The sequence below is a fragment of the Streptomyces yaizuensis genome, from assembly GCF_034961445.1.
Classification (GTDB): domain Bacteria; phylum Actinomycetota; class Actinomycetes; order Streptomycetales; family Streptomycetaceae; genus Streptomyces; species Streptomyces yaizuensis.
In genome coordinates, this window is sequence record NZ_BSBI01000018.1 from 117,016 (window position 1) to 142,307 (window position 25,292).

General features: G+C 73.6%; 34 protein-coding genes. 17 read left to right on the plus strand and 17 right to left on the minus strand.

What is annotated here, in order from left to right; all coding sequences use genetic code 11:
* Positions 1–122 precede the first annotated feature (122 nt).
* Together SYYSPA8_RS33100 and SYYSPA8_RS33105 are read right to left on the minus strand one after the other, a co-directional pair.
* The gene (locus SYYSPA8_RS33100) at positions 123–506 is read right to left on the minus strand and encodes an immunity 51 family protein (RefSeq protein ID WP_323451119.1); all 384 of its coding nucleotides are present in this window, start codon (positions 504–506) and stop codon (positions 123–125) included.
* A 59-nt stretch (positions 507–565) separates the two neighbouring features.
* Positions 566–997, minus strand: a complete 432-nt coding sequence (locus SYYSPA8_RS33105) for a nuclear transport factor 2 family protein (protein ID WP_323451120.1) — start codon at positions 995–997, stop codon at positions 566–568.
* A 205-nt stretch (positions 998–1,202) separates the two neighbouring features.
* Here SYYSPA8_RS33105 and SYYSPA8_RS33110 point away from each other — a divergent pair, with 205 nt between their 5' ends.
* Positions 1,203–1,457, plus strand: coding sequence for a hypothetical protein (locus SYYSPA8_RS33110; RefSeq protein WP_323451121.1), 255 nt, complete (start codon positions 1,203–1,205; stop codon positions 1,455–1,457).
* Positions 1,458–1,523: 66 nt separating this feature from the next.
* Positions 1,524–1,721 carry a hypothetical protein gene (locus tag SYYSPA8_RS33115; protein ID WP_323451122.1) on the plus strand — a complete coding sequence of 66 codons (198 nt, stop codon included), beginning with the start codon at positions 1,524–1,526 and terminating at the stop codon, positions 1,719–1,721.
* 51 nt (positions 1,722–1,772) lie between these two features.
* Here the strand turns inward: SYYSPA8_RS33115 and SYYSPA8_RS33120 are convergent, their stop codons facing one another.
* The 4 genes from SYYSPA8_RS33120 to SYYSPA8_RS33135 all read right to left on the minus strand — a co-directional run bounded on the left by SYYSPA8_RS33120 (position 1,773) and on the right by SYYSPA8_RS33135 (position 4,263).
* Positions 1,773–2,528 (minus strand): sulfite exporter TauE/SafE family protein, encoded by a 756-nt coding sequence (locus tag SYYSPA8_RS33120; RefSeq protein WP_323451123.1) that lies wholly within the window; start codon positions 2,526–2,528, stop codon positions 1,773–1,775.
* Positions 2,525–2,680 carry a hypothetical protein gene (locus tag SYYSPA8_RS33125; RefSeq protein ID WP_323451124.1) on the minus strand — a complete coding sequence of 52 codons (156 nt, stop codon included), beginning with the start codon at positions 2,678–2,680 and terminating at the stop codon, positions 2,525–2,527. The genes SYYSPA8_RS33120 and SYYSPA8_RS33125 overlap by 4 nt, the downstream gene beginning before the upstream one ends.
* A gap of 157 nt (positions 2,681–2,837) precedes the next feature.
* A complete protein-coding gene (locus SYYSPA8_RS33130) occupies positions 2,838–3,812 on the minus strand; it encodes an ADP-ribosylglycohydrolase family protein (protein ID WP_323451125.1) in 975 nt (324 codons plus the stop codon).
* 49 nt (positions 3,813–3,861) lie between these two features.
* Positions 3,862–4,263, minus strand: coding sequence for a RidA family protein (locus SYYSPA8_RS33135; RefSeq protein WP_323451176.1), 402 nt, complete (start codon positions 4,261–4,263; stop codon positions 3,862–3,864).
* A 112-nt stretch (positions 4,264–4,375) separates the two neighbouring features.
* Between SYYSPA8_RS33135 and SYYSPA8_RS33140 the strand changes: the two genes are divergently transcribed.
* Positions 4,376–4,759: a winged helix-turn-helix transcriptional regulator gene (locus tag SYYSPA8_RS33140; RefSeq protein WP_323451126.1), complete on the plus strand. Its 384-nt coding sequence runs from the start codon at positions 4,376–4,378 to the stop codon at positions 4,757–4,759.
* A gap of 19 nt (positions 4,760–4,778) precedes the next feature.
* Here SYYSPA8_RS33140 and SYYSPA8_RS33145 read toward each other — a convergent pair whose 3' ends face one another.
* The 3 genes from SYYSPA8_RS33145 to SYYSPA8_RS33155 all read right to left on the minus strand — a co-directional run bounded on the left by SYYSPA8_RS33145 (position 4,779) and on the right by SYYSPA8_RS33155 (position 6,650).
* Complete coding sequence (locus SYYSPA8_RS33145; protein WP_323451127.1) at positions 4,779–5,399, minus strand: hypothetical protein; 621 nt, start codon at positions 5,397–5,399, stop codon at positions 4,779–4,781.
* 51 nt (positions 5,400–5,450) lie between these two features.
* Positions 5,451–6,131 (minus strand): hypothetical protein, encoded by a 681-nt coding sequence (locus SYYSPA8_RS33150; protein WP_323451128.1) that lies wholly within the window; start codon positions 6,129–6,131, stop codon positions 5,451–5,453.
* 174 nt (positions 6,132–6,305) lie between these two features.
* Positions 6,306–6,650, minus strand: coding sequence for a deoxyxylulose-5-phosphate synthase (locus SYYSPA8_RS33155; protein ID WP_323451129.1), 345 nt, complete (start codon positions 6,648–6,650; stop codon positions 6,306–6,308).
* Positions 6,651–7,127: 477 nt separating this feature from the next.
* Here SYYSPA8_RS33155 and SYYSPA8_RS33160 point away from each other — a divergent pair, with 477 nt between their 5' ends.
* Positions 7,128–7,976: a GNAT family N-acetyltransferase gene (locus SYYSPA8_RS33160; RefSeq protein WP_323451130.1), complete on the plus strand. Its 849-nt coding sequence runs from the start codon at positions 7,128–7,130 to the stop codon at positions 7,974–7,976.
* Between the two features lie 202 nt (positions 7,977–8,178).
* On the opposite strand, the gene SYYSPA8_RS33165 is transcribed toward SYYSPA8_RS33160, so the two are convergent.
* Positions 8,179–8,766: a TetR/AcrR family transcriptional regulator gene (locus SYYSPA8_RS33165; RefSeq protein WP_323451131.1), complete on the minus strand. Its 588-nt coding sequence runs from the start codon at positions 8,764–8,766 to the stop codon at positions 8,179–8,181.
* A gap of 105 nt (positions 8,767–8,871) precedes the next feature.
* Between SYYSPA8_RS33165 and SYYSPA8_RS33170 the strand changes: the two genes are divergently transcribed.
* Positions 8,872–9,819: a class I SAM-dependent methyltransferase gene (locus tag SYYSPA8_RS33170; RefSeq protein WP_323451132.1), complete on the plus strand. Its 948-nt coding sequence runs from the start codon at positions 8,872–8,874 to the stop codon at positions 9,817–9,819.
* A 117-nt stretch (positions 9,820–9,936) separates the two neighbouring features.
* Here the strand turns inward: SYYSPA8_RS33170 and SYYSPA8_RS33175 are convergent, their stop codons facing one another.
* Positions 9,937–10,533 carry a TetR/AcrR family transcriptional regulator gene (locus SYYSPA8_RS33175; RefSeq protein WP_323451133.1) on the minus strand — a complete coding sequence of 199 codons (597 nt, stop codon included), beginning with the start codon at positions 10,531–10,533 and terminating at the stop codon, positions 9,937–9,939.
* A gap of 40 nt (positions 10,534–10,573) precedes the next feature.
* Between SYYSPA8_RS33175 and SYYSPA8_RS33180 the strand changes: the two genes are divergently transcribed.
* Complete coding sequence (locus tag SYYSPA8_RS33180) at positions 10,574–11,221, plus strand: DUF3995 domain-containing protein (RefSeq protein WP_323451134.1); 648 nt, start codon at positions 10,574–10,576, stop codon at positions 11,219–11,221.
* Positions 11,222–11,234: 13 nt separating this feature from the next.
* The gene (locus SYYSPA8_RS33185; RefSeq protein ID WP_323451135.1) at positions 11,235–11,648 is read left to right on the plus strand and encodes a hypothetical protein; all 414 of its coding nucleotides are present in this window, start codon (positions 11,235–11,237) and stop codon (positions 11,646–11,648) included.
* 31 nt (positions 11,649–11,679) lie between these two features.
* On the opposite strand, the gene SYYSPA8_RS33190 is transcribed toward SYYSPA8_RS33185, so the two are convergent.
* A complete protein-coding gene (locus tag SYYSPA8_RS33190) occupies positions 11,680–12,495 on the minus strand; it encodes a hypothetical protein (protein ID WP_323451136.1) in 816 nt (271 codons plus the stop codon).
* Positions 12,496–12,739: 244 nt separating this feature from the next.
* Here SYYSPA8_RS33190 and SYYSPA8_RS33195 point away from each other — a divergent pair, with 244 nt between their 5' ends.
* The 3 genes from SYYSPA8_RS33195 to SYYSPA8_RS33205 all read left to right on the plus strand — a co-directional run bounded on the left by SYYSPA8_RS33195 (position 12,740) and on the right by SYYSPA8_RS33205 (position 14,971).
* Positions 12,740–13,537 carry a HEAT repeat domain-containing protein gene (locus tag SYYSPA8_RS33195; RefSeq protein ID WP_323451137.1) on the plus strand — a complete coding sequence of 266 codons (798 nt, stop codon included), beginning with the start codon at positions 12,740–12,742 and terminating at the stop codon, positions 13,535–13,537.
* A gap of 175 nt (positions 13,538–13,712) precedes the next feature.
* Positions 13,713–14,186: a MarR family winged helix-turn-helix transcriptional regulator gene (locus SYYSPA8_RS33200; RefSeq protein ID WP_323451138.1), complete on the plus strand. Its 474-nt coding sequence runs from the start codon at positions 13,713–13,715 to the stop codon at positions 14,184–14,186.
* A 137-nt stretch (positions 14,187–14,323) separates the two neighbouring features.
* Entirely contained in the window at positions 14,324–14,971 is a 648-nt protein-coding gene (locus SYYSPA8_RS33205; RefSeq protein WP_323451139.1) for an isochorismatase family protein, read from the plus strand.
* 165 nt (positions 14,972–15,136) lie between these two features.
* Here SYYSPA8_RS33205 and SYYSPA8_RS33210 read toward each other — a convergent pair whose 3' ends face one another.
* Positions 15,137–15,487: a winged helix-turn-helix transcriptional regulator gene (locus SYYSPA8_RS33210; protein WP_323451140.1), complete on the minus strand. Its 351-nt coding sequence runs from the start codon at positions 15,485–15,487 to the stop codon at positions 15,137–15,139.
* A gap of 276 nt (positions 15,488–15,763) precedes the next feature.
* Here SYYSPA8_RS33210 and SYYSPA8_RS33215 point away from each other — a divergent pair, with 276 nt between their 5' ends.
* Together SYYSPA8_RS33215 and SYYSPA8_RS33220 are read left to right on the plus strand one after the other, a co-directional pair.
* Positions 15,764–16,444 carry a class I SAM-dependent methyltransferase gene (locus SYYSPA8_RS33215; protein ID WP_323451141.1) on the plus strand — a complete coding sequence of 227 codons (681 nt, stop codon included), beginning with the start codon at positions 15,764–15,766 and terminating at the stop codon, positions 16,442–16,444.
* A 169-nt stretch (positions 16,445–16,613) separates the two neighbouring features.
* Positions 16,614–16,826, plus strand: a complete 213-nt coding sequence (locus tag SYYSPA8_RS33220) for a hypothetical protein (RefSeq protein ID WP_323451142.1) — start codon at positions 16,614–16,616, stop codon at positions 16,824–16,826.
* An 80-nt stretch (positions 16,827–16,906) separates the two neighbouring features.
* On the opposite strand, the gene SYYSPA8_RS33225 is transcribed toward SYYSPA8_RS33220, so the two are convergent.
* A complete protein-coding gene (locus SYYSPA8_RS33225) occupies positions 16,907–17,686 on the minus strand; it encodes an alpha/beta fold hydrolase (protein ID WP_323451143.1) in 780 nt (259 codons plus the stop codon).
* A 167-nt stretch (positions 17,687–17,853) separates the two neighbouring features.
* Between SYYSPA8_RS33225 and SYYSPA8_RS33230 the strand changes: the two genes are divergently transcribed.
* Together SYYSPA8_RS33230 and SYYSPA8_RS33235 are read left to right on the plus strand one after the other, a co-directional pair.
* On the plus strand, positions 17,854–18,540 hold the full coding sequence (locus tag SYYSPA8_RS33230; protein ID WP_323451144.1) for an MOSC domain-containing protein: 687 nt from the start codon (positions 17,854–17,856) through the stop codon (positions 18,538–18,540).
* 179 nt (positions 18,541–18,719) lie between these two features.
* The gene (locus SYYSPA8_RS33235; RefSeq protein ID WP_323451145.1) at positions 18,720–19,349 is read left to right on the plus strand and encodes a tellurite resistance TerB family protein; all 630 of its coding nucleotides are present in this window, start codon (positions 18,720–18,722) and stop codon (positions 19,347–19,349) included.
* Between the two features lie 143 nt (positions 19,350–19,492).
* On the opposite strand, the gene SYYSPA8_RS33240 is transcribed toward SYYSPA8_RS33235, so the two are convergent.
* Positions 19,493–20,389 (minus strand): aminoglycoside phosphotransferase family protein, encoded by an 897-nt coding sequence (locus SYYSPA8_RS33240; protein ID WP_323451146.1) that lies wholly within the window; start codon positions 20,387–20,389, stop codon positions 19,493–19,495.
* 260 nt (positions 20,390–20,649) lie between these two features.
* Here SYYSPA8_RS33240 and SYYSPA8_RS33245 point away from each other — a divergent pair, with 260 nt between their 5' ends.
* Positions 20,650–21,249, plus strand: coding sequence for a choice-of-anchor C family protein (locus SYYSPA8_RS33245; RefSeq protein WP_323451147.1), 600 nt, complete (start codon positions 20,650–20,652; stop codon positions 21,247–21,249).
* A 165-nt stretch (positions 21,250–21,414) separates the two neighbouring features.
* Here the strand turns inward: SYYSPA8_RS33245 and SYYSPA8_RS33250 are convergent, their stop codons facing one another.
* Together SYYSPA8_RS33250 and SYYSPA8_RS33255 are read right to left on the minus strand one after the other, a co-directional pair.
* The gene (locus SYYSPA8_RS33250) at positions 21,415–21,840 is read right to left on the minus strand and encodes a MerR family transcriptional regulator (protein ID WP_323451148.1); all 426 of its coding nucleotides are present in this window, start codon (positions 21,838–21,840) and stop codon (positions 21,415–21,417) included.
* A 59-nt stretch (positions 21,841–21,899) separates the two neighbouring features.
* Positions 21,900–22,664: an SDR family NAD(P)-dependent oxidoreductase gene (locus SYYSPA8_RS33255; RefSeq protein WP_323451149.1), complete on the minus strand. Its 765-nt coding sequence runs from the start codon at positions 22,662–22,664 to the stop codon at positions 21,900–21,902.
* Between the two features lie 139 nt (positions 22,665–22,803).
* Here SYYSPA8_RS33255 and SYYSPA8_RS33260 point away from each other — a divergent pair, with 139 nt between their 5' ends.
* Both SYYSPA8_RS33260 and SYYSPA8_RS33265 read left to right on the plus strand, forming a co-directional pair.
* Positions 22,804–24,504 (plus strand): molybdopterin-dependent oxidoreductase, encoded by a 1,701-nt coding sequence (locus SYYSPA8_RS33260; protein WP_323451150.1) that lies wholly within the window; start codon positions 22,804–22,806, stop codon positions 24,502–24,504.
* Between the two features lie 102 nt (positions 24,505–24,606).
* Positions 24,607–25,272, plus strand: a complete 666-nt coding sequence (locus SYYSPA8_RS33265; protein WP_323451151.1) for a fasciclin domain-containing protein — start codon at positions 24,607–24,609, stop codon at positions 25,270–25,272.
* Positions 25,273–25,292 lie beyond the last annotated feature (20 nt).

Here is a 25,292-nt window from a genome sequence, read left to right on the forward strand (position 1 = left end):
TCATCGGCACCCGGGGCGGGCGCGGTGGACGGCCCTGTGATGCTCCGGTCCGCCCGCGCCACGGGTCAACAGCTTTTCCCCGCCCCGGTCACCTCCGGACGGCCCCGGCCCGCCCGCGCCGGTCAGTCGAACCAGTCCGGCTCACCGGCCTCGATCAGCTCCCGCAGCACCGCCCGGTCCCGCAGGGCCTCCCGCAGCACCGCGCCCAGCGCCCGGAGCGCGGCCGGGTCGTCCCCGTACGCCACGAACATCCCCGCCTCCGGGTCCATGCCCACGGCCCCCGCCGCCTCCGGACCCAGCCGGGCCCGCAGCGCCGACCGGGCCACGCCCGCCCAGCCGTAGCCGCCGGCCTCGTAACCGAGTTCGGCGAAGGTCTCCTCCGCGGCCATCATGTGGTCGTCGGTGAGCATCAGGCAGTAGTGGCCCGGCCTGTGGTCGTATTCGAAGAACCTCAGCGGGGTGAGATCCCCGTGCCCGGCATCCGCCGCGCCTGTCGTGTTCGTCATGGGACGACCCTAGGAGACCCCACTGACAACGCCTGTCGGAGCTGCCGGGGCGGGATCCGCTAGCGCAGGTTGTCGCCCCAGCCGCCCTGGATCATGGTCTGGAACGCCCACCGGCCGTCCCGCTTGATCAGGACGTCGGCGTACCGCAGCCGCTGGGTGTGGCCCTCCGCCGTCATCGTCGAGTCGGTGAAGACGACGGCCATCGCGGGGCTCAGGAAGACGGGGGAGCGCTCGGACTCGAAGGTGATGTCCGTGGATCCGTCCCCCATCACCTGGGTCATGGTGCCGACGAACTGCTCGCGGTCCCACTGGGCGGACGCGCCCTCGCCCTTGGCGTCGTCGCTGACGAGATTGAGGGGGAAGACGGCGAGATCGGCCATCCGCTCGATGTCACGCCGGGCGGCGGCCGCGTCGTACTCGGCGAACCATGCCTCGATACCCGCGAGATCGTCGGCGGTGGGGATGTATCCGGCGTCGGGAAGCTGGGGCACGTACTCTCCTCGGAGCTGCTAGTCCATCTTGACTACATGAACTGTATCCCCGATCCGCCCTCTAGTCAAACTTGATTAAGTGGTTTCGTTGAGTGCCTGGCGCAGGGGTGTCCGGCCGTGGTTCACCCCGGGGCGCGCATGCCGCGCGGAGGGCCCGATGCCGGGTGATGCTGGTTCCGCCCTGAACCGGACAAAGGAGACCGCAATGCCGCGACGTCGTGTGGGCGCCGTTCTCGCCCTGGCCCTGGCCCTCGCCCCGGCCACCCTCGTCACACCGGCCGCCTCCGCCTCGGCGGCATCCCAGCCGGCGCGGACCGCATCCCCCGTCATCAGTCTGTGCTGGGTGGTGAACTCGCTGAACTACGACTACTGCTGCGTTTCCAAGGAGCCCCTCAGCTACTACGGCCTGCATGGGGTCTTCGCTCCGGCGTGCCCTGCCCCGCGTCCCGACGAGATGTGAGGCGCGGCGGTTCCGGGGATGCGGAACGTGGAGACGGGAAGGCGGCCGAAGCCTACAGTTCGGTGGATGAGTGACACTCTTCCCATCGCTGAGGCGCGAGCCCGGTTGGGGTCGCTGGTCCGCCGCGCGTCGCAGGCCCGTGAGCGCGGCCACGGGCGTGCCGCACGCAGAGGTGCGGGCGCGACTCGGGCTGGATGGGGCTTCCTGACGTACGCGATCACCTGGGACGAGGCAGCCGTCGACGCGGCCGGCAGGGTCGGCTGACCCCGTGCGCGCGGCGGTCCGCGGCCCCTCGGCGCCCCTTCCGCGCCGCCCTCAGGTCAGCGCGTCCACGAGCATGAAGCCCGCCACGGCCAGCAGCAGCACCGCGAACGCCTGTTGCAGGCGCGGGCCCGGGACGCGGGTGGCCAGGCGGCGGCCGTCCCAGGCGCCGAGGATCGCGGCTCCCACGAAGGGCGCGATCACCGCCCAGTCGATCCCGGTGGCGGTGGCGCCGCGCGTGGCCAGGGAGGCGAGTGAGTTGGCCGAGATGACGAGCAGGCTCGTGCCGACGGCGGCCTGCATCTCGAACGCCAGCACGGTGACCAGCGCGGGCACGGCCAGGAAGCCGCCGCCGACGCCGAGGAGGCCGGTCAGCGCCCCGAGGCCCGCGCCGGTCCCGGCGGCTCTGGCGTGGCGGGGGCCCGGGTCGTCGCCGGCCGGGGCCGTCTGCCAGGGGCGCAGCATGAGGACGGCCGCGAGGCCGGCGACAGCGGCGAACGCGGCGGTCAGCACCGGCTGGGGCAGCCGCGCGGCCGCGGCCCCCGCCGCCGCGGCGGGCAGTGCTCCGGCCGCCGCGAGGAGCAGGCCCGTGCGCCAGCGGACGGTCCCGGCGCGGGCGTGGGCGAAGAGCGCGGTGAGCGAGGTGGCGGTGACGATGATCAGGGCGGCGGTGGTGGCCGCGGCAGGGGTGAAGCCGAGCAGATAGACCAGGACGGGTACCGCGAGCACACCGCCGCCCCCGCCCAGCGCGCCGAGCGCGAGACCGACCACGCCACCGGCGACCAGCGCGAGGATCAGCGAGGTGCTCACGGTATGACGCCGCTCGCGGTTCCGCCGCCGTCCCGTACGGTGTGCCGGGGCGCGGTCGCCCCGGTGGCGGCCCGGCGCCCGTCCGCCGGCGGGCCGCAGCCGTTCGGGGCGGCCCCGGCGCACGCGGATGCCAGGGTGTCGACGTACAGCACGGGGGTGACTCCTTACGCGGGTGGTGTACCCCGGGGGGTATCTGGTATTCACCCTAGCAGGGGTACCCCGGGGGGTATTCCGGCAGGCATGGCACGGTGCGGCACGGTGCGGCAAGGTGCGGATTTCTTCATTCCGGCTTACGGTCCGCAGTCGCGGTCAGCCCGCGAGCCGCCGGGCGAGACCGATCAGGTCCGCCACCCGCAGCACCCGGCCGCCGGAGCCCGGCAGCGGTACCCGCAGCGGCGCCGTCCAGCGCGCCGGGATCGCGTCCAGCCCGTACCGGGCACCCGCGAGCGTCCCGGTGACCGCCGCCACCGTGTCCGTGTCGCCGCCGGTGTCCACCGCCGCCCGCAGCGCGTCCTCGAAGGACCCCGTCGTGCGCAGGGCCCACACGGCGGAGCCCAGGCAGGGCCAGACGGCGCCGTTGAACTCGGTCGCCCGGTCCGGGTGCCAGCCGGGCGCGAGGACCGCCGCGTACCGCTCCCGGGAGTCGGGGCGCACGGACCGCAGCGCCTCGGGGAGCGCCGCGAGCGGATCCCCGCCGTCCAGCGCGGCCCGGACGAGTTCATGGAGGACGGCCACGCCCTCACCGGCGGCGGGGTCGCCGTGGGTCAGGGCCGAGAGCCGGCGGGCGGCGTCCATGGTGGCGGCCCGGCGGTCGCGGGCGAACCGCACGGCGGACGTGGACGCCCGCATCAGCGAACCGTTGCCCGCCGCGCGCCCGGTCACGCGGAAGTGCTCGGCGGCGGCCCGGTCCCAGGGCAGCCCGTTGGTGAGGACGTCCTCGGTCTGGAGACCGATGTCCTTCGGCTCGGCCGCCGCCCACCGCTGGAAGCGCGCGAAGAGGTCGGCCGGGTCCAGCCCGCCCCGTTCCACCAGCGACTCACCGGCCAGGACGGCCATCTGGGTGTCGTCCGTCGCCTCGCCCGCGTCCCAGCCGCCGCCCCCGCACATCTCCCCGCCCGAGCCGGGTACGGGGAACCGCGCCGAGAACGCCCCCGGAGGGCCGAACTCGAACGGCGCGCCCAGTGCGTCACCCACCGCCGATCCGACGACCGCGCCGGCGGCCCGCTGTCCACGTTCCCTCGCCTTCCTTGCCTGCGTCGCCGTCATCGCCGTCATCGCCTTCATCGCCGCAGGCTATCGGGGGGACAGCAGGCCGTTCGCCTGCGTTCTCGCCTCAGGCGGGCAGCCTGGTGTCGACGACGAAGGCGATCTCGACGACCTGGCCGGGGAAGGTCAGTCCGGTGACGCCGACGGCCGTACTGGCCGGCCGGTGGTCGCCGAAGTACGCCAGGTTGCCCCGCGCCAGCGCCGCCGCGTTCCGCCGCAGGTCCACCACGTACAGGACCTGCGAGACGACCTGGTTCCGGGTGACGCCGTAGTGGCCCAGGATCCTGTCGGTGTTGAGATGGGTCCGCCGGAGCTGGGCGGCGAAGTCGTCCGCGTGGAGGAAGTCGCCCGTCTCGCCGAACGAGAGCTGCCCGGAGATGTGGATCAGCTCGCCGGACCTGATCGCCTGCGCGTAGCCGAAGTCGCTCTCGGCCGGCACGCCGTACCGGAAGACATCGGGGGTGGCCATGCTCACGGTGCTCGCCCTTCGGTCGTGTCGTGCTCTCTTGTGGTTACTCGGGAACTGTAGGAGAGTCAGTGCTGACCTGGAAGAACGCACTTTTCGGTGACTGAGGAACCTGATGGTGACCAAACATCTGCTCACGGGCCTGCCCGAGGACGCCGACCTGCGGCGCGCCGACTCCCTGGCGCGGGAGATCTTCTCCGACGTCGCCAACAAATGGGCGCTCCTGATCATCGAGGCGCTCGGTGAACGCACCCTGCGCTTCAGCGAGCTGCGGAACGAGGTCGAGGGCGTCAGCCACAAGATGCTCACCCAGAACCTGCGCATGCTGGAGCGCAACGGCCTGGTCGACCGGAAGGTGCACCCCACCGTGCCGCCCCGCGTCGAGTACACCCTCACCGAACCGGGCCGGGCCCTGCGCACCACGGTCGACGCCATGTGCGGCTGGACCCATCAGTACCTCGGCCGCATCGAGGACGCGCGCCGCCGCTTCGACACCTGACGGGCCCGCACCACGCCGCCTACGTCCGCGCGTGGGGCGTCGGACGGCGGGTCCACAGGGTGAGGTCGCTGCTGGTGGCGACCGCCAGAGTGTCACCGGAGGGGGAGAATCCGGCGGTCCGCAGCTCGGAGTGGCGGGAGTGGAAGACATGCCACCACGTCCGGCCCGCCGGCTCCCGGTACAGGCCGCCGCCGCCCCGGGAGAGGAGCACCCGGTGGTGGGGCCAGTCGGGGCTGACGACATCCAGGCTCCAGCCGTCGGACGTGCCGGTGTGCGGGCCGCCGCCGTACAGACCCGCGATCCGCACCGGGACGCCCGCGATCGGGCCGAGCCCCGGGCAGACGAGATCGGGGTGGTCCTCGGGGGAGTCGGTCTCCGGGTCCGGGTCGCGGTCGCGGGCCAGCCGCTCGCCCGTGACCGCGTCGAACAGCCCATGGCCGGCGCCCGACACCACCATGACGAGATCGTGCCCGGTGGTGGGGTGCACCGCGAAGCCGATGCCGGTCAGACCGCCGACGGCGTATCCGGGGACCCCGGGGGCGGCCGGCGGGCCGGGCAGGGGCCGCCACGGCTCCGGGGCGGGGACGACGGGAGCGGCGAGACAGCGCTCGCGCAGCCGCTCCTGGTACTCACTGAACATCGCGGCCCCCTGATGTCGTCCTCATGCGGTCCTCCTCATGCCGTGCCGTGCTCACGCCGCCCGCATGTCGTCCGCGACGGGGAAGCCCAGGGACCGCGCCCGCGCGGCGACGGCCGCGAGGTCGGCGGTGGGGGAGAGGGCCAGGACCGTGGCCCTCTCCAGCGGGGAGCCCGCGAGGACCGCCGATACCGCCGCCCGGTCGACGGACAACTCGTGGATGTCCTCCGCGTAGGCCGTGTAAGCACCGCCCGTGCCGTCGGTGACCAGCTCGAACAGCCGCTCCGCGCCGTCGGGTTCGGCGGAGGCGTCCGGGCCGAAGGCGACCGGGCCGCACCGCCACGCGTCGTCGCCCGGCTCCCGCCAGACGCACACCGTGGCGTCGAGGAAGCCGTCGAACAGGAACGCGGGGTCCGCCGTGTGACGCGCGAGCCCGGCGGGCAGTCCGTCGAGCAGGCCGGGCCAGTGGGCGCGGGGCCGTATCCGCCAGGGAGTGGCGTCGCATTCGTGGTCGAAGCCGAGGAGGAGGACTCCCGCCGGGTCGAACACGATCGCGTACTCGTCCCCCGAGCCGTTGTCCATGCGGGCCACGGCGACCCCCTCGGCCCACGCGGGAGAGAAGTCGTGCAGGGGAGCGTACGGGGCGAGCACGGTGTCGAGCAGCGGGAGCGCGCGGCAGCGGTCGCGCAGCACATCGGGTGTGGGCAGCAGGGTCACCAGGTCATGAACCGTCATACCGCGATTCAACCGCGCGCCACTGACAGTCCCCTGGGCCGGATCCGGCGATCGCGTGTCACCGCGCCGGTCGCTTCGGTCGCTTCGGTCGCCGCCGGATCCGCTCGGCGCCATCGGCTACCGGACGGCCACGCGGCGGCCATGGGGCGGACGCGGCAGTGATCGGGACAGGGGTCAGTACAGCTCGGGCCGGACGAGTACGGAGCGCACCGGTTCGCCGTGGCGACGCGCGTACGTCACCCGCTCCCGCACCTCCCGCAGGGTGCGCGGCCGGTACCCGGGGCCGCCGCAGCAGGACTTGTGGAAGCGCACCCCCGCGTGGAGCAGTACCGCGAGGGCTCGCCACGCGGCGATGTCCCGCCGCCGGGGAGGCGCGAACGCCGACCCCACATGGATCAGGGCTCCCGCGCAGCGCGGGCAGACGCGCTCCCGCCCGGCCCGGTGCGGCTCCTCCTCGTACGGCTGCTTGTACGAGGCACGGCAGGGGAGGCAGACGTACGACGTTCTGGCGGGACGCATGAGGGCCAGCCTAGGTAGGCCGCCGGGGCGGGCCAACATGTTTTCCGGCGCGGGGCGGTTGGCGCCGGCCCTCCCGCTCCGAGCCGTGTGCCGCCTCCCGTACGTGGGGCCTGTACGTGGGGCCTGTACGTCCGGTCCGTACGTCCGGTCCCTTGCGTACGGTGCGACGATTGGTGGCGGTCCGTGACCGAGCTGTGGCAGTCCGCAGCAGTCGCGCGATGGATCCCGCCCGTCGGTCGCTTGGGTCGCTTGAGTCGCTGGGCCGGCCCTCCCGGTGGCGCCCCCATGGCCTCAGTGGCCCCCGTGGCCCCTGGGGTCCCGTCGGGCTCAAGGGCTGCGGTGACCCCGGCTGTTCCCGATGTCCGGCAGGCCCGAGCGGACCCCGAGCGGACCCGAGCGGCGCAGGCCCTCGCGCCGGCGTCGCAGCGTACCGGAAAAACCCGGATCGCCCCCCGTCCGACCTGCTTGGATGCCCATATGACCGACACACATCACGACAGCCGCGCCGCTGTCCTCGCCGAGTTGGAGCGCTACTGCGACGCGGTGCCCCGTTCCGGCGCCAGGGCCGAGGACTTCGGTCCCCTCACCCTCTTCGTCCGGGACGGCGGCGCGGGCGGGCCCTACTACGCGCGCCCCGCCCTGGACGCGACCGGCGTGGTCACCGCCGACGCGGTGGCCCGGGTCAGGGCCCGGCAGCGGGAGTTGGGCGTGCCCGAGAGGTTCGAATGGGTCGCCGAGACCACGCCCGCCCTGCGTGCGGCGGTGGCCGGGACCGGACTCGCCGTCCAGGAGTACCCGTTGATGGTCCTGGATCCGGCTGCTCCGGTGCCCGCCGTGCCGGAACGCGCGGACGGGGTGTCCGTGCGGATCGTCGCGCCCGGCGATCCGGTGCTGCCGAGCGCGCTGGCGGTGCCGTCGCTCGCGTTCGCCGACCCGGGGACCGCGACGGGGCCGGCGGGCCGGGCCGAGATCGACGCGGAGATCCGCCACCAGGGGGCGGACGGCGCCGTCGCGCGGACGGAGGGCCGGATGCGCGCCGGGTTGACGCGGGTCGCCGCCGCCGTCGACACGGACGGCGTCGCCCTGTGCGCCGGGCAGCACCAGCCGGCCGTCGGGGTCAGTGAGATCGTCGGCGTGGGCACGCTGCCGTCGGCCCGCCGCCGTGGCCTCGGCCTCGCCGTCACCGCCGCCCTCGCGGCCGACGCCCGCGCCACCGGGGTCCGCACGGTGTTCCTGTCCGCCGCGGACGACGATGTCGCGCGCCTCTACGCCCGGCTGGGCTTCCGCCACGTCGGCACCGTGCTGATCGGCGAGCCGCCCGAGTAGGCCGAGCCGCCCGAGTAGGCCGAGTGGGCCGGGTAAGCCGAGAACGGCGGCGGGGGCGGCATACCGGAAACCAGCCGCACGGAACGGCACCTCCGCCCCCGTGTCCGCGCACCCTGTACGCCCTGGCCAGGCCCCGCTACGGCTGCCCGCCAGGACCCTCGGAGTGCGCGGTTCCGGCCACGACACCCCGTACCGCCCCGCCTCAGGACGCCGGTACGAGCACCCGGATCAGCCGTTCGACCTGGGAGTGCGCCTCGGCTGCGGTGTCCGGTGCCCCGGTCATCAGAAGATGGTGCATCGTCCCCACCAGGGCCAGTGCGACGCACTCCGCGTCCACGTCCTCCCGCGTACGCCCCAACCGCACCTCCGCGCGCAGATAGCCGCTGATCGACGCCTGGATCGCGCCGAACCCCGGTGCGCCGTCGCCCCACGCCCCGCGTACCCGCCGCGCCGCCTCCGGGCGGGTCACCGCCAGGCCCACGACCCCGGTGTCCAGGGACAGGACCGCCGCCGCCACGGTGGTGAGGTTGTCCGTCACCGCCCCCGTGCCCGCGCGGCCCGGCAGGCCCTCCGCGACGGCCGCGCTGCGGGCGAACCGGTCCAGCACGAGTTCCGCGACGAACGCGTCCAGTCCGGCGAAGTGGGTGTGCAGCACACCCTTGGCGCACCCGGCCTCCTCCGTGACGGCCCGGCTGGTGAGGGCGGCGGCGCCGTCCCTGGCCACGACCCGTTCCGCCGCGTCGAAGAGCCGCTTGCGCAGGTCGGGGATCGCCACTCCACGCGGTGACATCGCATGTCCTCCAGGAGACAGGGGAATTGCCAGTATGGGCAAGCGCCCATACTGTTTGGGCACGCGCCCATTCTAGGGCGGTCCACTCCGCTGGAGGTCATCGCCATGCACGGAACCCAGGACACCCGCGAAACCCCCGTACCCGCCGCACTCACGGTCCCCACCGTTCCCGCCGGAATCGCCAACACGGACCAGGCGGCGGCGTGGAACGGCTACGAGGGCACCCACTGGGCCGCCCACCAGGAGCGCTGGAACGCCGTCAACGCCGGATTCGACCGGCCCCTGCTCGACGCCGCCGCCATCACGCCCGGGGAACGCGTCCTCGACATCGGCTGCGGCGGCGGCGCCACCACCCGCCTCGCCGCCCGCGCCGCGGGCGCCGGCCACGCCCTCGGACTCGACCTCTCCGGCCCCGTACTGGAACACGCCCGGACCCGGGCCCGCCGCGAGGCCGTCGCCAACATCGCCTTCGAACAGGGCGACGCCCAGGTCCACCCGCTGCCCCCGGCCGCCTTCGACATCGCGATCAGCCGCTTCGGCATCATGTTCTTCGCCGACCCCGTGGCCGCGTTCGCCAACATCGCCCGCGCGCTGCGCCCCGGCGGCCGCGTCGCCTTCCTCAGCGCCGCCGAACCCGAGGGGAACGAATGGCTCCAGGCCCTCGTCTCCCTCCGCGACATCCTTCCCGTGGGCGGCTTCGGCGCCCCCGGCGGCCCCGGCATGTTCGCCCTCGCGGACGCCGCCACCGCCACCGCGCTGCTGACGGAGGCCGGTTTCCGGGACGCACGGGCCGAGCACGTCCGCGCCTACGGGACCTGGGGGCGCGACGCCGGGGACGCGGCCGACTTCCTGCTCGACTCCGGGCCCGGCCGGCACCTCCTCGCCCAGGTCGGCCCGGAAGCCGCGACGGAGGCCCGCGCCCGGCTCACCGCCTACCTGGGTACGTACGGGACCGCCGGGACCGCCGGAAGCGCCGAATCCGGGAGCGGGGGCGGGGGCGGCCTGCGGCTCCGCAGCACCGGCTGGCTCCTGACGGCGACCCGACCGGCCTGACGGCGACCCGAGCGACCCGACCTGCCCGACCTGCCTGGCCACCCGTACGCAGGGCTCCGCCGGCGCCCTGCCGCAGGACGGACCCCGCCACTCCACCGCACGGTGAGTGGCGGGGATTCATGCTGGTCCGGTCTCCGGACCACCCGGCGCGAGGATCATGTCGACCAGGTGGTCGAGGGCCGCGGCCGAGCCGGGGTCCTGGAGCTGTGCTTCGGGGGCCGCGTCGGGTGCCGTCCGGCGCAGTTCGAGCCAGCCCAGATAGGCGGCGTACGCGGCGAGGGCCCGATGGCGGGCGTCCCGCGGCCCGAAGCCGACGTCGGCGTACACCTCTTCGAGGAAGGCGAGTCGGGCCCGGGTGACGCGCGCGACGACCTCGGCGACGGCGGGATGGCCGGTATGCGCGGCGAGGGCCGGCTCCAGCCCGGCGATCTTCTCGTCCCCCAGCGCCTCGGCGAGCAGGGTCCGCGCCCGCGCCAGGGGGTCGGCCTCCTCCCGGACGGCCGCGATGACCTCTGCCGTACCGTGCCGCTCCCAGGTCTCCAGGGCGGCCACCAGGAGGGCCTCCCGGTTCTCGAAGTGCCAGTAGAAGCTGCCGCGCGTGACGCCGAGTTCCCTGGCGAGTACGTCCACCGCCACTGCGGCGACCCCGCCGCGGGCAAATGCCCGCAGTGCCGCCAACGTCCAGTCGCCCTTGCTGACCTTGCCCTTCGCCATGTTCCGTACAGTACTGTACGGAACATCCATACAGTGATGCATGGATCTGCCCCGGTGCCGGTGGCGGACCTGTGGAGTGGGGAAGGGCGGCAGCGTGAAGGCCATGGAATGGCTGCTCGGTTCGGCGGGCGGCCCCGGAGGCGGTACGGGAAGCCACTCGGGAAGCGGTACGGGAAGCCGTACGGGAAGTGGTACGGCGGGCGGCGCCGGAGGTGGCGCCCGCGCCGCAGCCGGTGTCGCAGCCGTCGGCCTGGCGGCGGCGGGCGCCCTGCACGTGGTGTGGACGGTCTCTCCTTGGCCGCTGGCCACCCGTGCCGAGTTCGCGGCCGCCGTGGTCGGCGTCGGGGAGAGCCGACTGCCCTCGACCCCCGAGACGCTGGCGGTCGCCGGACTGCTCGGCGCGGGTGCGTGGCTCACGGTCACGGCCGCCCGGCCGGCGCACCGGCTCGCCCCCTCACGGCTGGTGCGGACGGGCCTGTGGACGCTCTCCGGCGTGCTGGCCGCCCGCGGACTGGGCGGCCTGCTTGTGTCCGGCCTCGACCTGAGGGAAGTTCCCGCCGAGTTCCGGCACTGGGACCTCGCGCTGTACTCGCCGCTGTGCCTCGCGCTGGGCGGCCTGACCGGCTACCTGGCGGTCCGAACCCGCCCCGGGAACCATCCTGACCCGCGGAGCGGCAAAGCCGCATGAGAGCCTTGCATCCGTGGCAACTGAGACCGAGGTAGGAGAGCTGTTGCACCGGCGCGGCTGGCGGAAGGCGTTCACGGTCGCTGAAAGGGTGAACGCCTGGGCCGCTCTGGTGAGAGCCATCGAGCGCGGCTACGGCGATGAGATCTACGAGTACGCCAACGACCTCTACTGCCGGAACTGGCTGCACGAGGCGTGGCTCCACCTGGACGAACACATCGTCCAGCTCTGGACCCCGCAGATCAAAGCTCTGGACGACCGGTACAAGGCCGCGACCATCGACGACGACGGGCATGCTGTCGACCAGTTCCACGGCATACCCGGCCCCGACCTCTGGTGGTGGCGGCGTCACCCCCGCATCCTCACCGGACGTCTCGGGCGTTCGCTTCGCTCCGTCGGCGCCGTGGGCACCGACCTGGACACGGCGTGATCCTCAGTCCCATGGGATGACAGGACAGTCCTCAGGACACTGCGTCGTCCGCCCCCGGACGCATCGCGAGCAGGTCCCCGCCCCACGCGTCCAGGGTGTCTCCGAGCCCGGCGCCACGGGCCACCGACTCGACACGGGCGAAGAGACGCCGCTGCGCCGGCACGTCGCCCGTGGCCGAGATCCGGTCGATCGCGTCGACCAGTTCCGTCGTCTCCCACCCCGGCAGCGGATACCGCTCCAGCTCCCACACCAGGTACTTGTTGTAGGGGCGGGGCCGGCGGTCCAGGGCGAAGAGCACGTCCAGCAGGAAACCGACGCTGTCGGCGGCGTCGAGCCTGGCGGCGAGCGCGAGGCCGTCGCGGGCGTTCTTGACCGACCGGTAGAGCGAGTTGGCGTACGCGTCGAGCCGGTCGGCCGCCTCCCGCGCGGCCTCGTCGGCGTTGAGCCGGCCCTTCGCCGCGACGATCCTGGTGATCTCGCCGTCGAGCCGGTCGAGGAGCACCCGGGACCGGGCGAGCGCGTACCGCTCGTACCCGCCGAGCCGGCGGAACGCGCCGACCGGCATCACCAGGAGATCGAGCGTCGCGGACCGGTGGCCGTCGAGCCCGGCGAGCGCACCCGCCGCCACGGGGCCCGCGGCGTCGGCGCTGTCCGCGCCGTCCGCGTGGAGGATGTACAGATCGTGGTCGGAACGCCCGGTGGCCATGCCGTCGTGGGCGTGGGAGCCCTTGAGGACGAGCCCGGCGACGGAGGGGTCCGCGGTGGCGGCCGCGACGACGGCGGCGAAGGTCAGCGGAGGCCGGGACGGCTGGGATGACGGGAACGGCTGGTGCGGCTGGCGGGTCATGGGGCGATCTCCGGTCGGTTCGGCGGGGAACGGACATGCCGGGCGGCCCTCGTCACCGCGTCGATGGAGGGTCGTCCTCCGGTGGGTCGGGCAGCCGTGACACCGCCCTGAAGATCAGCACATGCCGGGCACGGTATCGGCTCGGCCGGCCGCGCGCAGCCCCTTTCCCCGGCGGGAGCCGCCCCTGCCCCCGGGGAGCCCGCCCCCGGACACGGCGGTTCGCCTTCGCCTACGATGCCCGCTCATGGCGATCCTCGTGCATCTGACACCGGCGTCGAACGCGGCACGCGTCCGCCGCTCCGGGCTCCGTGCGGCGGGCAGCCGGGGCGGCGGAGCGCGCGGAGTGTTCTGCTTCCCCGTGCTGCCGTCGTACACCCTCACCCACCAGTGGCTGCGCGAGCTGGCCCGGTTCGGGGGCGGCGGCGGTCTCGTGGCGGTCCATGTCCGGCTGCCCGACACCGAAGAGGTACGGGTCGGGCACTACGGCGACGACGGCGTCCGCACCACCGCCGCCGGCGCGGTGGCGCGGATCGCGGCCCTGGACGACCCGCGCGGCTGGGAGGTGTTCGTCCCCCGGTCGGTCCGGCCCCGGGAGGTGCACCGGATCCGCGCCGTGCCGCAGACGGTGGGCTGGCGGTACGTGCCCGGCGCGCACGGCCGGCGCCCCTGTACCTGCCAGGGCTGCCGGATACGCGGTGGGTACGGGGCGCGGCGGCTGCGCGAACGGCTGGCGCATCCGCTGGACGGCCCGCCGCCGCCGGCCCGGATCCTGCTGGCCCGGATCGCGGCCGCGGGCGACCCGGGTGATCCGGCCGCGCTGCGGGAGGCGCTGGACTGGTTCAGCTTCCGTCGCAGGGGCCCGCTCCGCCAGCTGGCCCGGCTCGCCGACCACCCCGACGCGGGCGTACGCGGGGATCTCGCGTGGGCGGTCGCCCACTGGTCGACGCCCGGGGTCGCGGATCTCCTGGACCGTCTCGCCGGGGACCCGCACCCGTACGTCCGGGACGCGGTGGAGACCGTACGCGAGCTGTCCAGGCGGTGACGCCCCGCCACGCCCCGCCGTCCTGCCGTGCCGCGACGCCCGCCCCGTACGGTCCCGATGCCCGCCCCCGCCGTACGGTCCGTGGTCCCGAGGCCACGGCGGGGTGCGCCGCTGCGCCCGTCCCCCGGTCCGGTTGCCAGAATGGTGCCCGGTCATCGGTGTGTGAGGAGGTCGGGTGCCGGACAGTGAGCCGGCCGTTCCCCTGGCGTTCAAGGTCGGGGTGTGGCGGTCGTACATGGAGGTCCACCAGGAGGTGCTGGCGGAGATCGGACGCGCGTTGGACGAGCGGCACCGGCTGTCGGTGAGCGAGTTCGACACGCTGGTGAACATTCCGTCCGCCGGTGCGCGGATGAAGGATCTCGGCAAGCGGACGGTGCTGACGCAGAGCGCCGTGAGCCGGATGTGCGACCGGCTGGCCAAGCGCGGCCTGGTCACGCGTACCCCGGTCGCGGAGGACCAGCGGGGCGCGCTGATCCTGCTCACCGACGAGGGCCGGGCCGTGCGGAGGGCGGCCGTGCGGACCAACGCGGAGGTCGTCGACCAGACGTTCGCCGCCCGGCTGAGCGGTGCGGATCTGGCGGCGCTGGGCGCGATCCTCGACCGCTTCGCCGTGGCGGCGGGCGCCGAGGGATGCGGCCTTCCGGAGTGACGCACGTCACATCATAAAAGCCGACCGGGTGGAATGAGGGCCGCATCTTCTCTGTTTGGATGAATGCGCACGCAACAAAAGGGCGCGCAGCAGGCCACAGCCGCCACGGCGGCCCCACCTGAAGGAACCGCAGAACCATGAGCAACAGCTACCTCACCGACCGGCTCACCCCCGAGAACACCGGCATCCTGCTGGTCGACCACCAGACCGGACTGCTCCTCGGCGTCCAGGACCACGACCAGAACGAGGTCCGCCGCAACGCCCAGGCGCTCGCCCGGACCGCCAAGGTCTTCAACCTTCCGGTGGTGGCCACCACCTCCGCCCCCCAGGGCCCCAACGGCCCGCTGCTCCCGGAACTCGTCGCCGAGCTGCCCGAGGGCGCGCCGATCATCCACCGCAGCGGCGAGGTCGACGCCTTCGACGACCCGCGCTTCGACGAGGCCGTCCGCGCCATGAACCGCCCCAACCTCGTCATCGCGGGTGTCATCACCGACGTCTGCCTGATGTTCGCCTCGCTCTCGGCCCTCGGCCGCGGCTACAACGTCCACGCCGTCTTCGACGCGTCGGGCACCACCAACAAGCTCGCCCGTGAGACCTCCCTGCTGCGCCTCCAGAACGCGGGCGCCACGCTCAACAGCACGGTGGGCGTCGTCTCCGAGCTGCTGCGCGACTGGAAGACCCCCGGCGGCCCCGGCACCGCCGACATCTTCAGCAGCCTCGCGATGCCGTTCTACGGCGCCGTGATGGCCAGCCACGCCTCGGCGAGCGGCAACGGCAACGCCTGACCCCGGACACCCGGGCACGCCCCGACACCCGGATGACCGGGCACCCGGACACCCCGGCCGGGCCTGCCGCCGAACCATCGGCGGCAGGCCCGGCCGGGCCGCGTCGCCCACGCGCCGGGGCGCCGGCTCCGGTGGTGTGTTCCCGTACGACAGGGGGGTGCGGTGTCACGAGGCCGGATGGGCCTCCGCGAGCAGTTCCAGACGGCGGTGGTGCCAGTCCGAGAGCGGCGCCAGCGCGTCCGAGAGTTCACGGCCGAGCGGGGTCAGCGAGTACTCGGTCTTCAGCGGCCGTGTGTCGTACACCTCCCGGTGGACCAGACCGTCCGCCTCCATCTCGCGCAGGGCCTGCGTCAGCACCTTCTCCCTGAGGCCCGTCAGCTGCCGCCGTATCGCCCCGGGGCGCTGGGGCCCGGACTCCAGCACCCACAGCAGCGGTGTCTTCCACTTGCCGTCGATGACGGCGATCGCCGCGGTCACACCGCAGACATTCGGGTCCAGTGCGCGTACGCGTGCCACGGATGCTCCGTTCATGTGGTTTATGTGCTTCATGCGCTCCATGTGATGCACAGGGGAGTTGAAGCATGTCCGTACGGTCCGAACAGCGGGCCGCCCTCCACTCTTCCGTCACCGCTCCCGCTCCCGGTCCCGCTCCCGGTCTCGGCCCGATGGGCCGGGCCCTGGCCGGAACACCTGTTTGGGTCGCGGCCCGCAGGGGAGGATGAACAGGGCCGTGCGGTACCTCCCGGACGTGCCCTGACGTACGGAACGGATACGGGGGAGGGGACCACGCTGATGGACCTGGAGCGCGGTATCGGCGGCGGCACCGGCGACGACACGGGCAGTGGCACCGGCGACGGCACCGACGCGGCGGCCGTGTTCGACGCCCTCGGCGCCGACTACGAGCGCGCGTTCGCCGCGTCCCCCGCCCACCTGGACTCGCTGCGGCGGCTGATCGACGCACTCCCGCCGGGCAGCAGGGTCCTCGACGTGGGCAGTGGCACGGGCCGCCCCACCGCGCGCACCCTCGTCGACGCCGGCCATCACATCCAGGGCATCGACGTCTCTCCGGTCATGGTGGAACTCGCCTCCCGCCAGGTGCCCGAGGCGTCCTTCCTCCGCGCGGACATCCGCACCACCGACCTCGCCGACGCGAGCTTCGACGCCGTCTGCGTGTACTTCTCCCTGCTCCAGATGGACCGTACGGAGCAGGCCGATGTGCTGCGCCGGCTCGCGCGGGCCCTGGTCCCTGGCGGGCTGCTGGCCGTCGCCACCGTCCCGCTGGACGTGGAGGCCACCGATGTGGTGTTCATGGGGCAGACGGTCCGTGTGACCAGCTTCGGCGCGGACGCGTTCGCCGCCACCGTCACCGCGAGCGGATTCTCGGTCCTGTGGCAGGAGGCCGGCCTTTTCGCACCCGACCACGCCGACGCTACCCCCGAGCCCCAGCTCTTCCTGCACGCCCGCCGGGACTGACCCCGGGCGGCGGTCCGCCCCGGCGGCCGCTCCGGCGGTCCCCCATCGGGGCGCCGGTGCGGGCCGTTCGGGTCTGCCGGGGCTGTGGCGCCGGTGCCGGACCGGCCCTCCGGGTCATGCTGGTGCCGGACCCGACCGGGGTCCCAGCCCACGGACCGAGGAGAGCGGGATGCCGGACGACACGGTGACACGATTCCTGAAGGCCCTGAGCCCGGAGCACCGGGCCGAGGTGGAGCGCCTGCCCCGGGAGGACCGGGAACGCCTCGCCGACGCCTGGGAGGCCGAGTTGGTGAAGGACCACGACCTCGACATCCTCAGCGAGCTGTCACCGCCCGCCGCCGAGAGCGAGGCGGCCCGCCGGGTCGTGGAGGGCCCGTCCTGATGCTCCCGCCGGGCCGCCGTCCCTGAAACCCTGCGCCTCCTGCCTCCCCTGCCTCCTGCCTCCTGCCTCCTGTGCGAGGCTTACGCCTCCTGCGCGGGCGCGCGCCGGATCGGGGCGACCGTGGGGACGGGCTCCCGGGTGAGGAAGTCGACGACCAGCCGGTTCACCAGCTCCGGCTTCTCCTGCGTGAGGAAGTGCGAGGTCCCGGGCACGATCGCCAGCTCCGCCTCGGGCAGTGCCTGGAACATCTCCGTCATGTGCGCGAGGGTCACCAGATCGTCGTCCGCGAACATCACCAGCGTCCGGGCCGTGACCTTCGCCAGGTCCCCCGCTTCGAGGTCCGGTTCCTTCGCCGCCATCTCACCGATCTTGGTGGCGACCACGGTGAAGTGCTCCTCGCCGTCCGGCGACACCTCGCCGTAGGCCGGGCCGAGATAGCGGGCCAGCTCGTCCACGTCCCACTCCATGCCCTCGGGCTCGGCCGAACCGGACTTGTTGAAACCGCCGCTGATCAGAACGAGCCGCTTCACCAGGTCGGGCCGCTGCATGGCCACGAACATCGCTGTGAACGCGCCGTCGCTGTGCCCCACCAGATCGGCCGGCCCGCCGACCACCGTCTCCAGGAAGGCGATCATGTCGTCCGCCATCAGCTGGTAGGTGATCGGGCCCGGGACGTCCGGCGTGTGACCGTGGCCCCGCCGCTCCGGGGTGTGGACGCGGTAGTGCTCGGCGAGCGCGCCCAGGTTCGGCTCAAAGAACCGGGCGTCCACCAGACCGCCGTGCAGCAGCACCAGCGGTTCGCCCGTGCCCGTCACGTCGTACCAGGTCTTCACCGCGCCGAGCTGAACGTACGTACCCATGACTCCCCTTGCATCCCTGAACGGTCGGACCCGGTCGATTTCGGGCCACCGATGTGATCGTTTCGCAGCGTAGACGTCAGAGTCGGAGGAAAGTCATCGGTCCCGTGGACACGGATCCGGACACGGACCCGGCGAACCGTCCCGTGCACGGCGCTAGCCTCCGGTGCATGAGGCTGTTGAGCGTGAATCTGGGCCGTCCGAAGGCCGTGGCGTACACCAACGCCCCCAGCGGCGTCACCGGGATCTTCAAGGAGCCCGTCGACGGGCCGGTCCGGGTGGCGGACCCGGGTCCCCCGGGCCTCGGGGGCAGCGGTCTGGCCGGCGACACGGTGTGCGACCTGCGCCACCACGGCGGCGACGATCAGGCCGTGTACGCCTTCGCCCGGGAGGATCTGGACTTCTGGGAACGCGAACTGGGGCGGCCGCTGCCACCCGGCACGTTCGGGGAGAACCTCACCACCGCCGGCGTGGACATCACCGGCGCCAGGATCGGCGAGCGCTGGCGGGTGGGGCCCGAACTGATCCTGGAGATAACGAGCGGACGGATCGCCTGCCGCACCTTCCAGGGCCGGATCGGCGAGCAGGGCTGGGTCAGGCGCTTCACCCGGCAGGCCGTCACCGGCGCCTATCTCCGGGTGATCGCCCCCGGCGAGATCCGCGCCGGCGACCCGGTCGAGATCGTGCACCGGCCGGACCACGGGGTCACGGTGGGCATGGCCTTCCGGGCGGTCACCCTGGAACGGGAGCTGCTGCCCGGGGTCCTCGCGGCGGGTGAGGCGCTGCACTCCGAGGTGCTGCGGCTGGCCCGTGAGTATGTCGCCGCGCTCGGGGAAGGCGAACGGAGCGACAGGTGAGTACGTGATAGGTGCCTACGCGACGGTGTCCACCGGCGAACGCGCGTCAAATCCGGCGAACCGTTAGGAACCGGGCGCGAGGCCAGGTATGGAACTAAGTGTGGGGTATAAAGCGTTCTCACGGATGACGCGTGATGGCACGCGTCGGGGGAAGACGACACGCAACCGAGGTGGCACCAGTGGCGATGTGGGACCGGATCAAGGATCAGGCGACCAAGGCCATCCAGCAGCAGGTCCAGGGGTCCGGCGGCGCGCGGACCGGCTCCGGGCACGGACAGGGCGGGCATGGGCACGGCGGGTACGGGCAGCCCGGCCACGGACCGGTCGGCCATGGCCGGCCCGGCTCCGGACAGGGTGCGGCCGGAGGGTCGAAGGCCCAGCTCGTGGGCCTGTTGAAGACTCAGCTCGGCTCGCTCAAGACGGAGCTGAAGAGCGGCGCCTACCGGGACGCGAGCATGGCCACGTGCGCCCTGGTCGCGGCCGCCGACGGGCATGTCGACCCCGCCGAGCGGCAGCACGTCGAGTCGCTGATCCTCTCCAACGAGGTGTTGCAGAACTTCCCGGCCGACCAGCTGCGCAGCCGTTTCAACAAGCATGTCGACCTGCTCATGACGGACTTCGCCCGGGGCCGGGCCGAGGCCCTCCAGGAGGTGGCGAAGGCCGCGAAGAAGCCGACCGAGGCGCAGGCCGTCGTCCAGACCGGCATCGTCGTCGCCGGGGCCGACGGGTACATCACGCCCGCCGAGGAGCAGGTCCTGCGCGATGTGTGCGGGGCGCTCGGGCTCTCCCCGCAGCAGTTCGGCATCTGAGTCCGGTAGCCGGTATCCGGTATCCGGTATCCGGTGACCGGGACACACTGCCGGCGGCCGGTCCTGAGGCCGGTCGCCGACGCCGGTCGGCCGCGATCGGCGAACGGCTTTGATCGACGGGCGGCCGTGACCGGCGGGCGGTCTCAGCCGACGACCGGGTCCCGGAGGACCTCGGCGAGGACGCGGCTCTGCACGCCCGTGGGGTCCGGGCTGGACAGACCGGCCATGGTCGCCAGCGCCTTCCACAGCGCCCAGCCGCGTGCCCGCCGCCAGGTGTCGTCGTCCAGCCCGGCGGCCTCCCGGAAGACCCGCCGTTCGGTCCCGGCGAAGTGGGTCCAGGCGATGACCAGATCGCAGGCGGGATCGCCGGTGCCGCAGGTGCCGAAGTCGATGACCGAGGACAGCGCGCCGTCGACGGTGAGCAGATTGCCGACGGCGATGTCGCCGTGGAACCACACCGGCGGATGCGGCCAGGCCGATGTCAGCGCGCTCGCCCAGATCGCCCGGCAGGCGGCGGTGCCGTCGCCGCCGAGGGTGCCGTCGAGCCGGTCGAGGGCGTATTCGACCTGGTCACCGTAGACGCTGGGGTGACAGCCCCGGTAGAAGGAGTGGCGCCCCCCGGCCGGTCCCCGCCGGGCCGGGGCCTTCCGCAGCGCGGTCAGGAAGGCGCCCAGGTCGTGCGCCAGCCGGACCCGGTCGACGTCCGCCGCGAACTCGACGGTCTCCCCGGGGAGCCAGCGCCGTACCGACCAAGGGAACGGGTGGCCCGGCCCCGGGCGGCCGGTCGCGACCGGCACCGGAACGGGTAGCGGCAGATGCTCCGCCAGGACGGGCAGACAACCGTCCTCCTTGGTGATGGCGGCCGCGTAGCGCTCGGCACTCGGGAGGCGCACGGACAGTGCGTCGCCGAGCCGGAAGGTCCGGTTGTCCCAGCCCTGGCGGGCCACGGGCCGGATCGCGAGGCCGCCCCACTCGGGGAACTGCTCGGCGACGAGGGTGCGGACGATGTCGGTGTCGATGTCGGTGTCGATGTCGGTCACGGCCCCAGTCTGTGCGATCTTCGCTGCGGCTCCCACGGATTTTCGACGCGCACGGTTCTTGCACGGTTCTCGCGCGGGCTCCCACCGGCTCCCACCGGCTCCACGGTTCCCAAACGGCTCGTTGGGGTGCGCGGCGGCGCTCCGGGAACGTACGCCCCGCGGCGCACTTCCGTAGGGAGGGCGCACGCCTTCTCACGGCTCCGCCCCACGCGGGAGGCTGATCGTGTCGTAGGAGAATCCCATCAATTCGGGAGGTATTCATGATGGTCACGCGTGTCTTAGTCGCTGTCGCGGCCGTGGCGGGGCTGTTCGCGGCCGGGTCGGGGGCGGCGCTGGCCGCTCCGGCGGCGGCCGCGGTGAGCCGGTTCGACGACGGCAGCTTCGAGTATCCGACCGCGCCCGCGAACGCGTTCACCACGGTGACCGCCGGGCAGCCGATCGGCCCGTGGAAGGTGACCTCCGGCGCGGTCGACCTGATCGGTGCCGGATTCTGGCAGGCGGCCGAGGGCGACCAGTCCGTCGACCTCAACGCCGGCCAGGCGGGCGCGGTGGCCCAGACCTTCTCCACGACCGCCGGGCGGACCTACACGGTCACCTACGCGCTCGCCGCGAACCCCGCCGGCGGCCCGGCCGTGAAGTCCGGCCGGGCCCTGGTCGACGGGCAGAACTTCCAGGACTTCACCTTCGACTCGACCGGGAAGACGTTCGCGGCGATGGGCTACGTCCAGCGGCAGTTCACGTTCGTGGCCGGTGGGTCCACGACCACCCTGGCCTTCGCCAGCACGGTGTCCGGCCCGTACGGGCCGGTCATCGACGATGTCCGGGTCGAGACCTGCCGCCCCTGCTCCTGTGCCAAGTGACGTCCTGACCCGCTGACGTCCAGGCGTCCAGGCGTCCAGGCGTCCAGGGGTCCGGGCGTCCAGGGATCCAGGCGTCCGGGCGTCCTCACGGACCGAACCGGTGCTGCCGCCGGGCGGCGGGGCTCCCACCCCGGCCACCCGGCGGCGATCCGTGTCGAAGCCCGGTCAGCCCACCGCGTCCGCACGGTCGACCGACCGCCCGGGACCGTCTTCCTCGGTTTCGCCGTCCCCGGCGTCCCTGCGGTCTTCGTGTCGACGGAGCGCCGACGCCAGCCGGTCACGGGCCTCGGTCTGGGCGGCGATCCGCTCCTCCAGGACGGCCAGCCGGTCCCGCGCGATCCGCAGGCCCTTCTCCGACGGCGGCGCGGCACTCACATCCCCGTCCAGACAGGGCAGGAAGGCCTGGACGTCGTCCAGGGTGAGGCCGGCCGCGAGCAGATGGCGGATGTTGCGGACCCGTACAACCGCCCGTTCCCCGTAGACGCGATAGCCGTTGGGCGCCCGCTCCGAGGAGATCAGTCCGGCCTGTTCGTAGTGGCGCAGGGCGCGCGCGGTCGTCCCCGTCATCCCGGCCAGTTCCCCGATCCGCACCCGGACCACACCTTCCGTCCCCCGCCCTGCCCGACGGGGAACTCCTATCACGGGTGCGCTCACGCCACGACGGCGCCGCCGTCCACCGGGAGCACCACGCCGGTCACGAAGGACGCCTCCGGAGCGGCGAGCCCGGCGATCGCCCACGCCACCTCGTCCGGGCGGCCGATCCGGCCCAACGGGGTCCGCGCCAGCTGCCATTCCCGCACCTCGGCCCTGCGCTCCGGGGTCAGCCCCTGGTGCTCGCCGATCGGGGTGTCGATCGCGCCGGGCGCGACGGCGACCACCCGGATCCCGCGAGGCGCCAGCTCCACCGCCCAACTGCGGGTCAACAGCTCCAGCGCGGTCTTGCCGGCGGCGTAGACGGAGCTGCCGGGCCAGGCCCGCTGTCCCACGGACGTGCTCACGTTGACGACCACCCCGCCGTCCGCGGCCTCCAGGAGCGCCAGCGCGGCCTGGGTGAGCAGGACGGGCGCGACGAGATTGGTCGCCAGCTGCTCGGTGATGATCTGTGCGGTCAGGGTACCGAGAGGGCCGCCGCGCACGATGCCGGCGTTGTTGACCAGGACGTCCAGCCGCCCGTTGGTCTCCCGTACGGACCGGACGACGTACTCGGGCCCGTCGGGGGCGGTGATGTCGGCGGCCAGCGGCGTGATCCGGTCATGTCCGGCGGCGGTCTCGGCGAGCGGGCCGGGACGCCGTCCGACCGCGACCACGTGGGCGCCTTGGGCGGCGAACGCCCGCGCGGTGGCCCGGCCGATGCCCGTACCGGCACCGGTGACGAGGACGACCCTGGCGGTGGTGTTGCTGCTCTTCGCGTTCATGCGGCCATCGTGGAACCCTGCCGTCTGCGTCAAGGTCAAGTCGCAGGTGGGCGGGGTCGGCCCGGCACCCTGCCGACGAGGGCGCCACTCCTTCGGGTGAACGGCCCATCCGCCCGGCCCTCCGCTCCGGATTCCCCTCGTGAGCGAAGAAGACACGGACCCGGCGCCGCGCCCCGGGCGGATCCCCCGCCTCCTGGCCGCGGTTGCCGGGCTGCTCTCCGGAGCCGCGGCGCTCACGGTGGCGCACGCGGCGGCGGTGCGGGAGCGGCCCACCACCTCGCCGGTGGTCGCCGTCGGCGGCGCGATGATCGACCGGGTGCCCACCGCCGTGAAGGACTGGGCGATCCGCGCGTTCGGCGAGAACGACAAGGCCGTCCTCCAACTCGGCATCGTCGCGGTGCTCGCCGTCGCGGCCGCCGTCCTCGGCCGGGCGGCGCTCACGCACCGGCGGGCCGGGGCGGCCGGAGTACTCCTCTTCGGGGCGGTGGGCGCGTGGGCCGCGCTCGGTCGGCCCGACGCCGCCGGTCCCCTCGATGCCCTGCCGTCGCTGGCCGGGGCCCTGGCCGGCGCGCTCGTGCTGTACGTACTGACCGGCCGGCTGGCACCACGGCGTGCGGCGGCCCCGGGCCCCGGGACCGCACCGGCCGCGGACAGCGCCGCCGGAGCCACGACCTCCCACACCCAGACCGACGCCCGCACCCACACCCAGACCCACTCCGGCTCCAGGGGTCGGGGCGCGGACGAACCCCCGTGGGACCGGCGCGGCTTCGTCGCCGCCGCCACCGCGGCGGCCGCCCTCTCGGCGGGTGCCGGCGGACTCGCCCGTACCCTCGGCCGGGCACGATCCGGGGATGCCGCGAGCGCCCGGGAGGCCGTGACACTGCCCCCGCCCGTCTCCCCGGCGCGTCCCGTGCCCCGCGCGGCCCGGCTCCCGATCCCCGGCGTGAGCCCGTTCATCACCCCCGTCAAGGACTTCTACCGCGTGGACACCGCCCTGGTCGTCCCCGAGGTCGACGCCACCCGCTGGCGGCTGCGTATCCGCGGGACCGGCGTCACCCGCCCCGCCGACCTCTCCTTCGCCGATCTGCTCGGCCGGGGGCTGATCGAGCGTGACATCACCCTGACCTGCGTCTCGAACGAGGTGGGCGGACCGTACGTCGGCAACGCCCGCTGGATCGGCGTCCCCCTCGCCGGCCTGCTCGCCGCGTGCGGCGTACGGCCCCCGTCGCGCGGCGGCCCCGCCGACCAGCTGGTGGCCCGCTCCGTCGACGGCATGACGATCGGCACCCCCGTCGAGGACGTCATGGACGGCCGCGACGCCCTGCTCGCCGTCGGCATGAACGGCGAACCCCTCACGTTCGAGCACGGCTTCCCCGTCCGGATGGTGGTGCCCGGTCTGTACGGCTACGTATCCGCCTGCAAGTGGATCGAGGAGCTGGAGCTGACCACGTTCGACGCCTACGACGCGTACTGGGTCAAGCGGAAGTGGGCACGCCGGGCGCCGGTCGGGACCCAGTCGCGGATCGACACGCCCCGGCCGTTCAGCCGCCCCGACGCGGGCCCGGTGATGGTCGCGGGCGTCGCGTGGGCGCAGCGGCGCGGCATCAGGAGGGTGGAGGTCAGCGTCGACGACGGGCCCTGGCGGGATGCCGTCCTGGCCGCCGAGGACAGCCGCGACACCTGGCGGCAGTGGTCCTTCGCGTGGCGGCCCGAGCCGGGTACGCACACCCTCACCGTCCGGGCCACCGACGGCGACGGTGCCGTCCAGCCCGCCGAGCGGACCCGGCCCTTCCCGGACGGGGCCCGCGGCCGGCACTCGGTGGTGGTCACCGTCGTGTGAGCCGCGCGCCTCCCCTGACCGAATCGAACCGAACCCCCATACCAGCCATACCCCTTCCTTGTGCGGCCTCCGGCCGCGCCCCCATCTCAGGAGACAGAAACCATGACCGCTCGTACGACCTCCCGCGTCCGCCGGGCCGCCGCCGCCTTCGTCGCCGTCACCGTGCTGCCGCTCGCCCTCGCCGCGTGTTCCGACAGCGGCGGCGGCAGCGACAGTGGCGACGGCGACCGCAAGGACCCCGTCGCCGCCAAGGCGAAGACCGAGGCCCCTGCGGAGGCCGCGGAGCAGGGCGGGCCCTTCGGCCCGGCCTGCGCGTCCGTGCCGAAGGACGGCGCGGGCTCCTTCGACGGCATGGCCCAGGCCCCGGTCGCCACCGCGGCCTCCGCCAACCCGGTCCTTTCCACCCTGGTGACGGCGGTCTCCGAGGCGGGCCTTGTCGACACCCTCAACACCGCCGAGAACATCACCGTCTTCGCGCCCACCAACGCCGCCTTCGCCAAGCTCCCGAAGGACGCGCTGAACCGGGTCCTGGGCGACAAGGAGCAGCTGACCAAGCTCCTCACCTACCATGTCGTCGGCGACCGGCTCGCCCCCGCCGACCTGCGCAAGGGCTCGTTCGAGACGCTGGAGACCTCGATGCTCACCACCGCCGGAACCGTCCCTTCCATCACGGTCAACGACTCCGCGAAGGTGGTCTGCGGCGATGTCCGCACGGCCAACGCCCGCGTCTACCTCATCGACACGGTGCTGATGCCGCCCGCGAAGTGAGCCCGGCGCCGCGCGGGCGG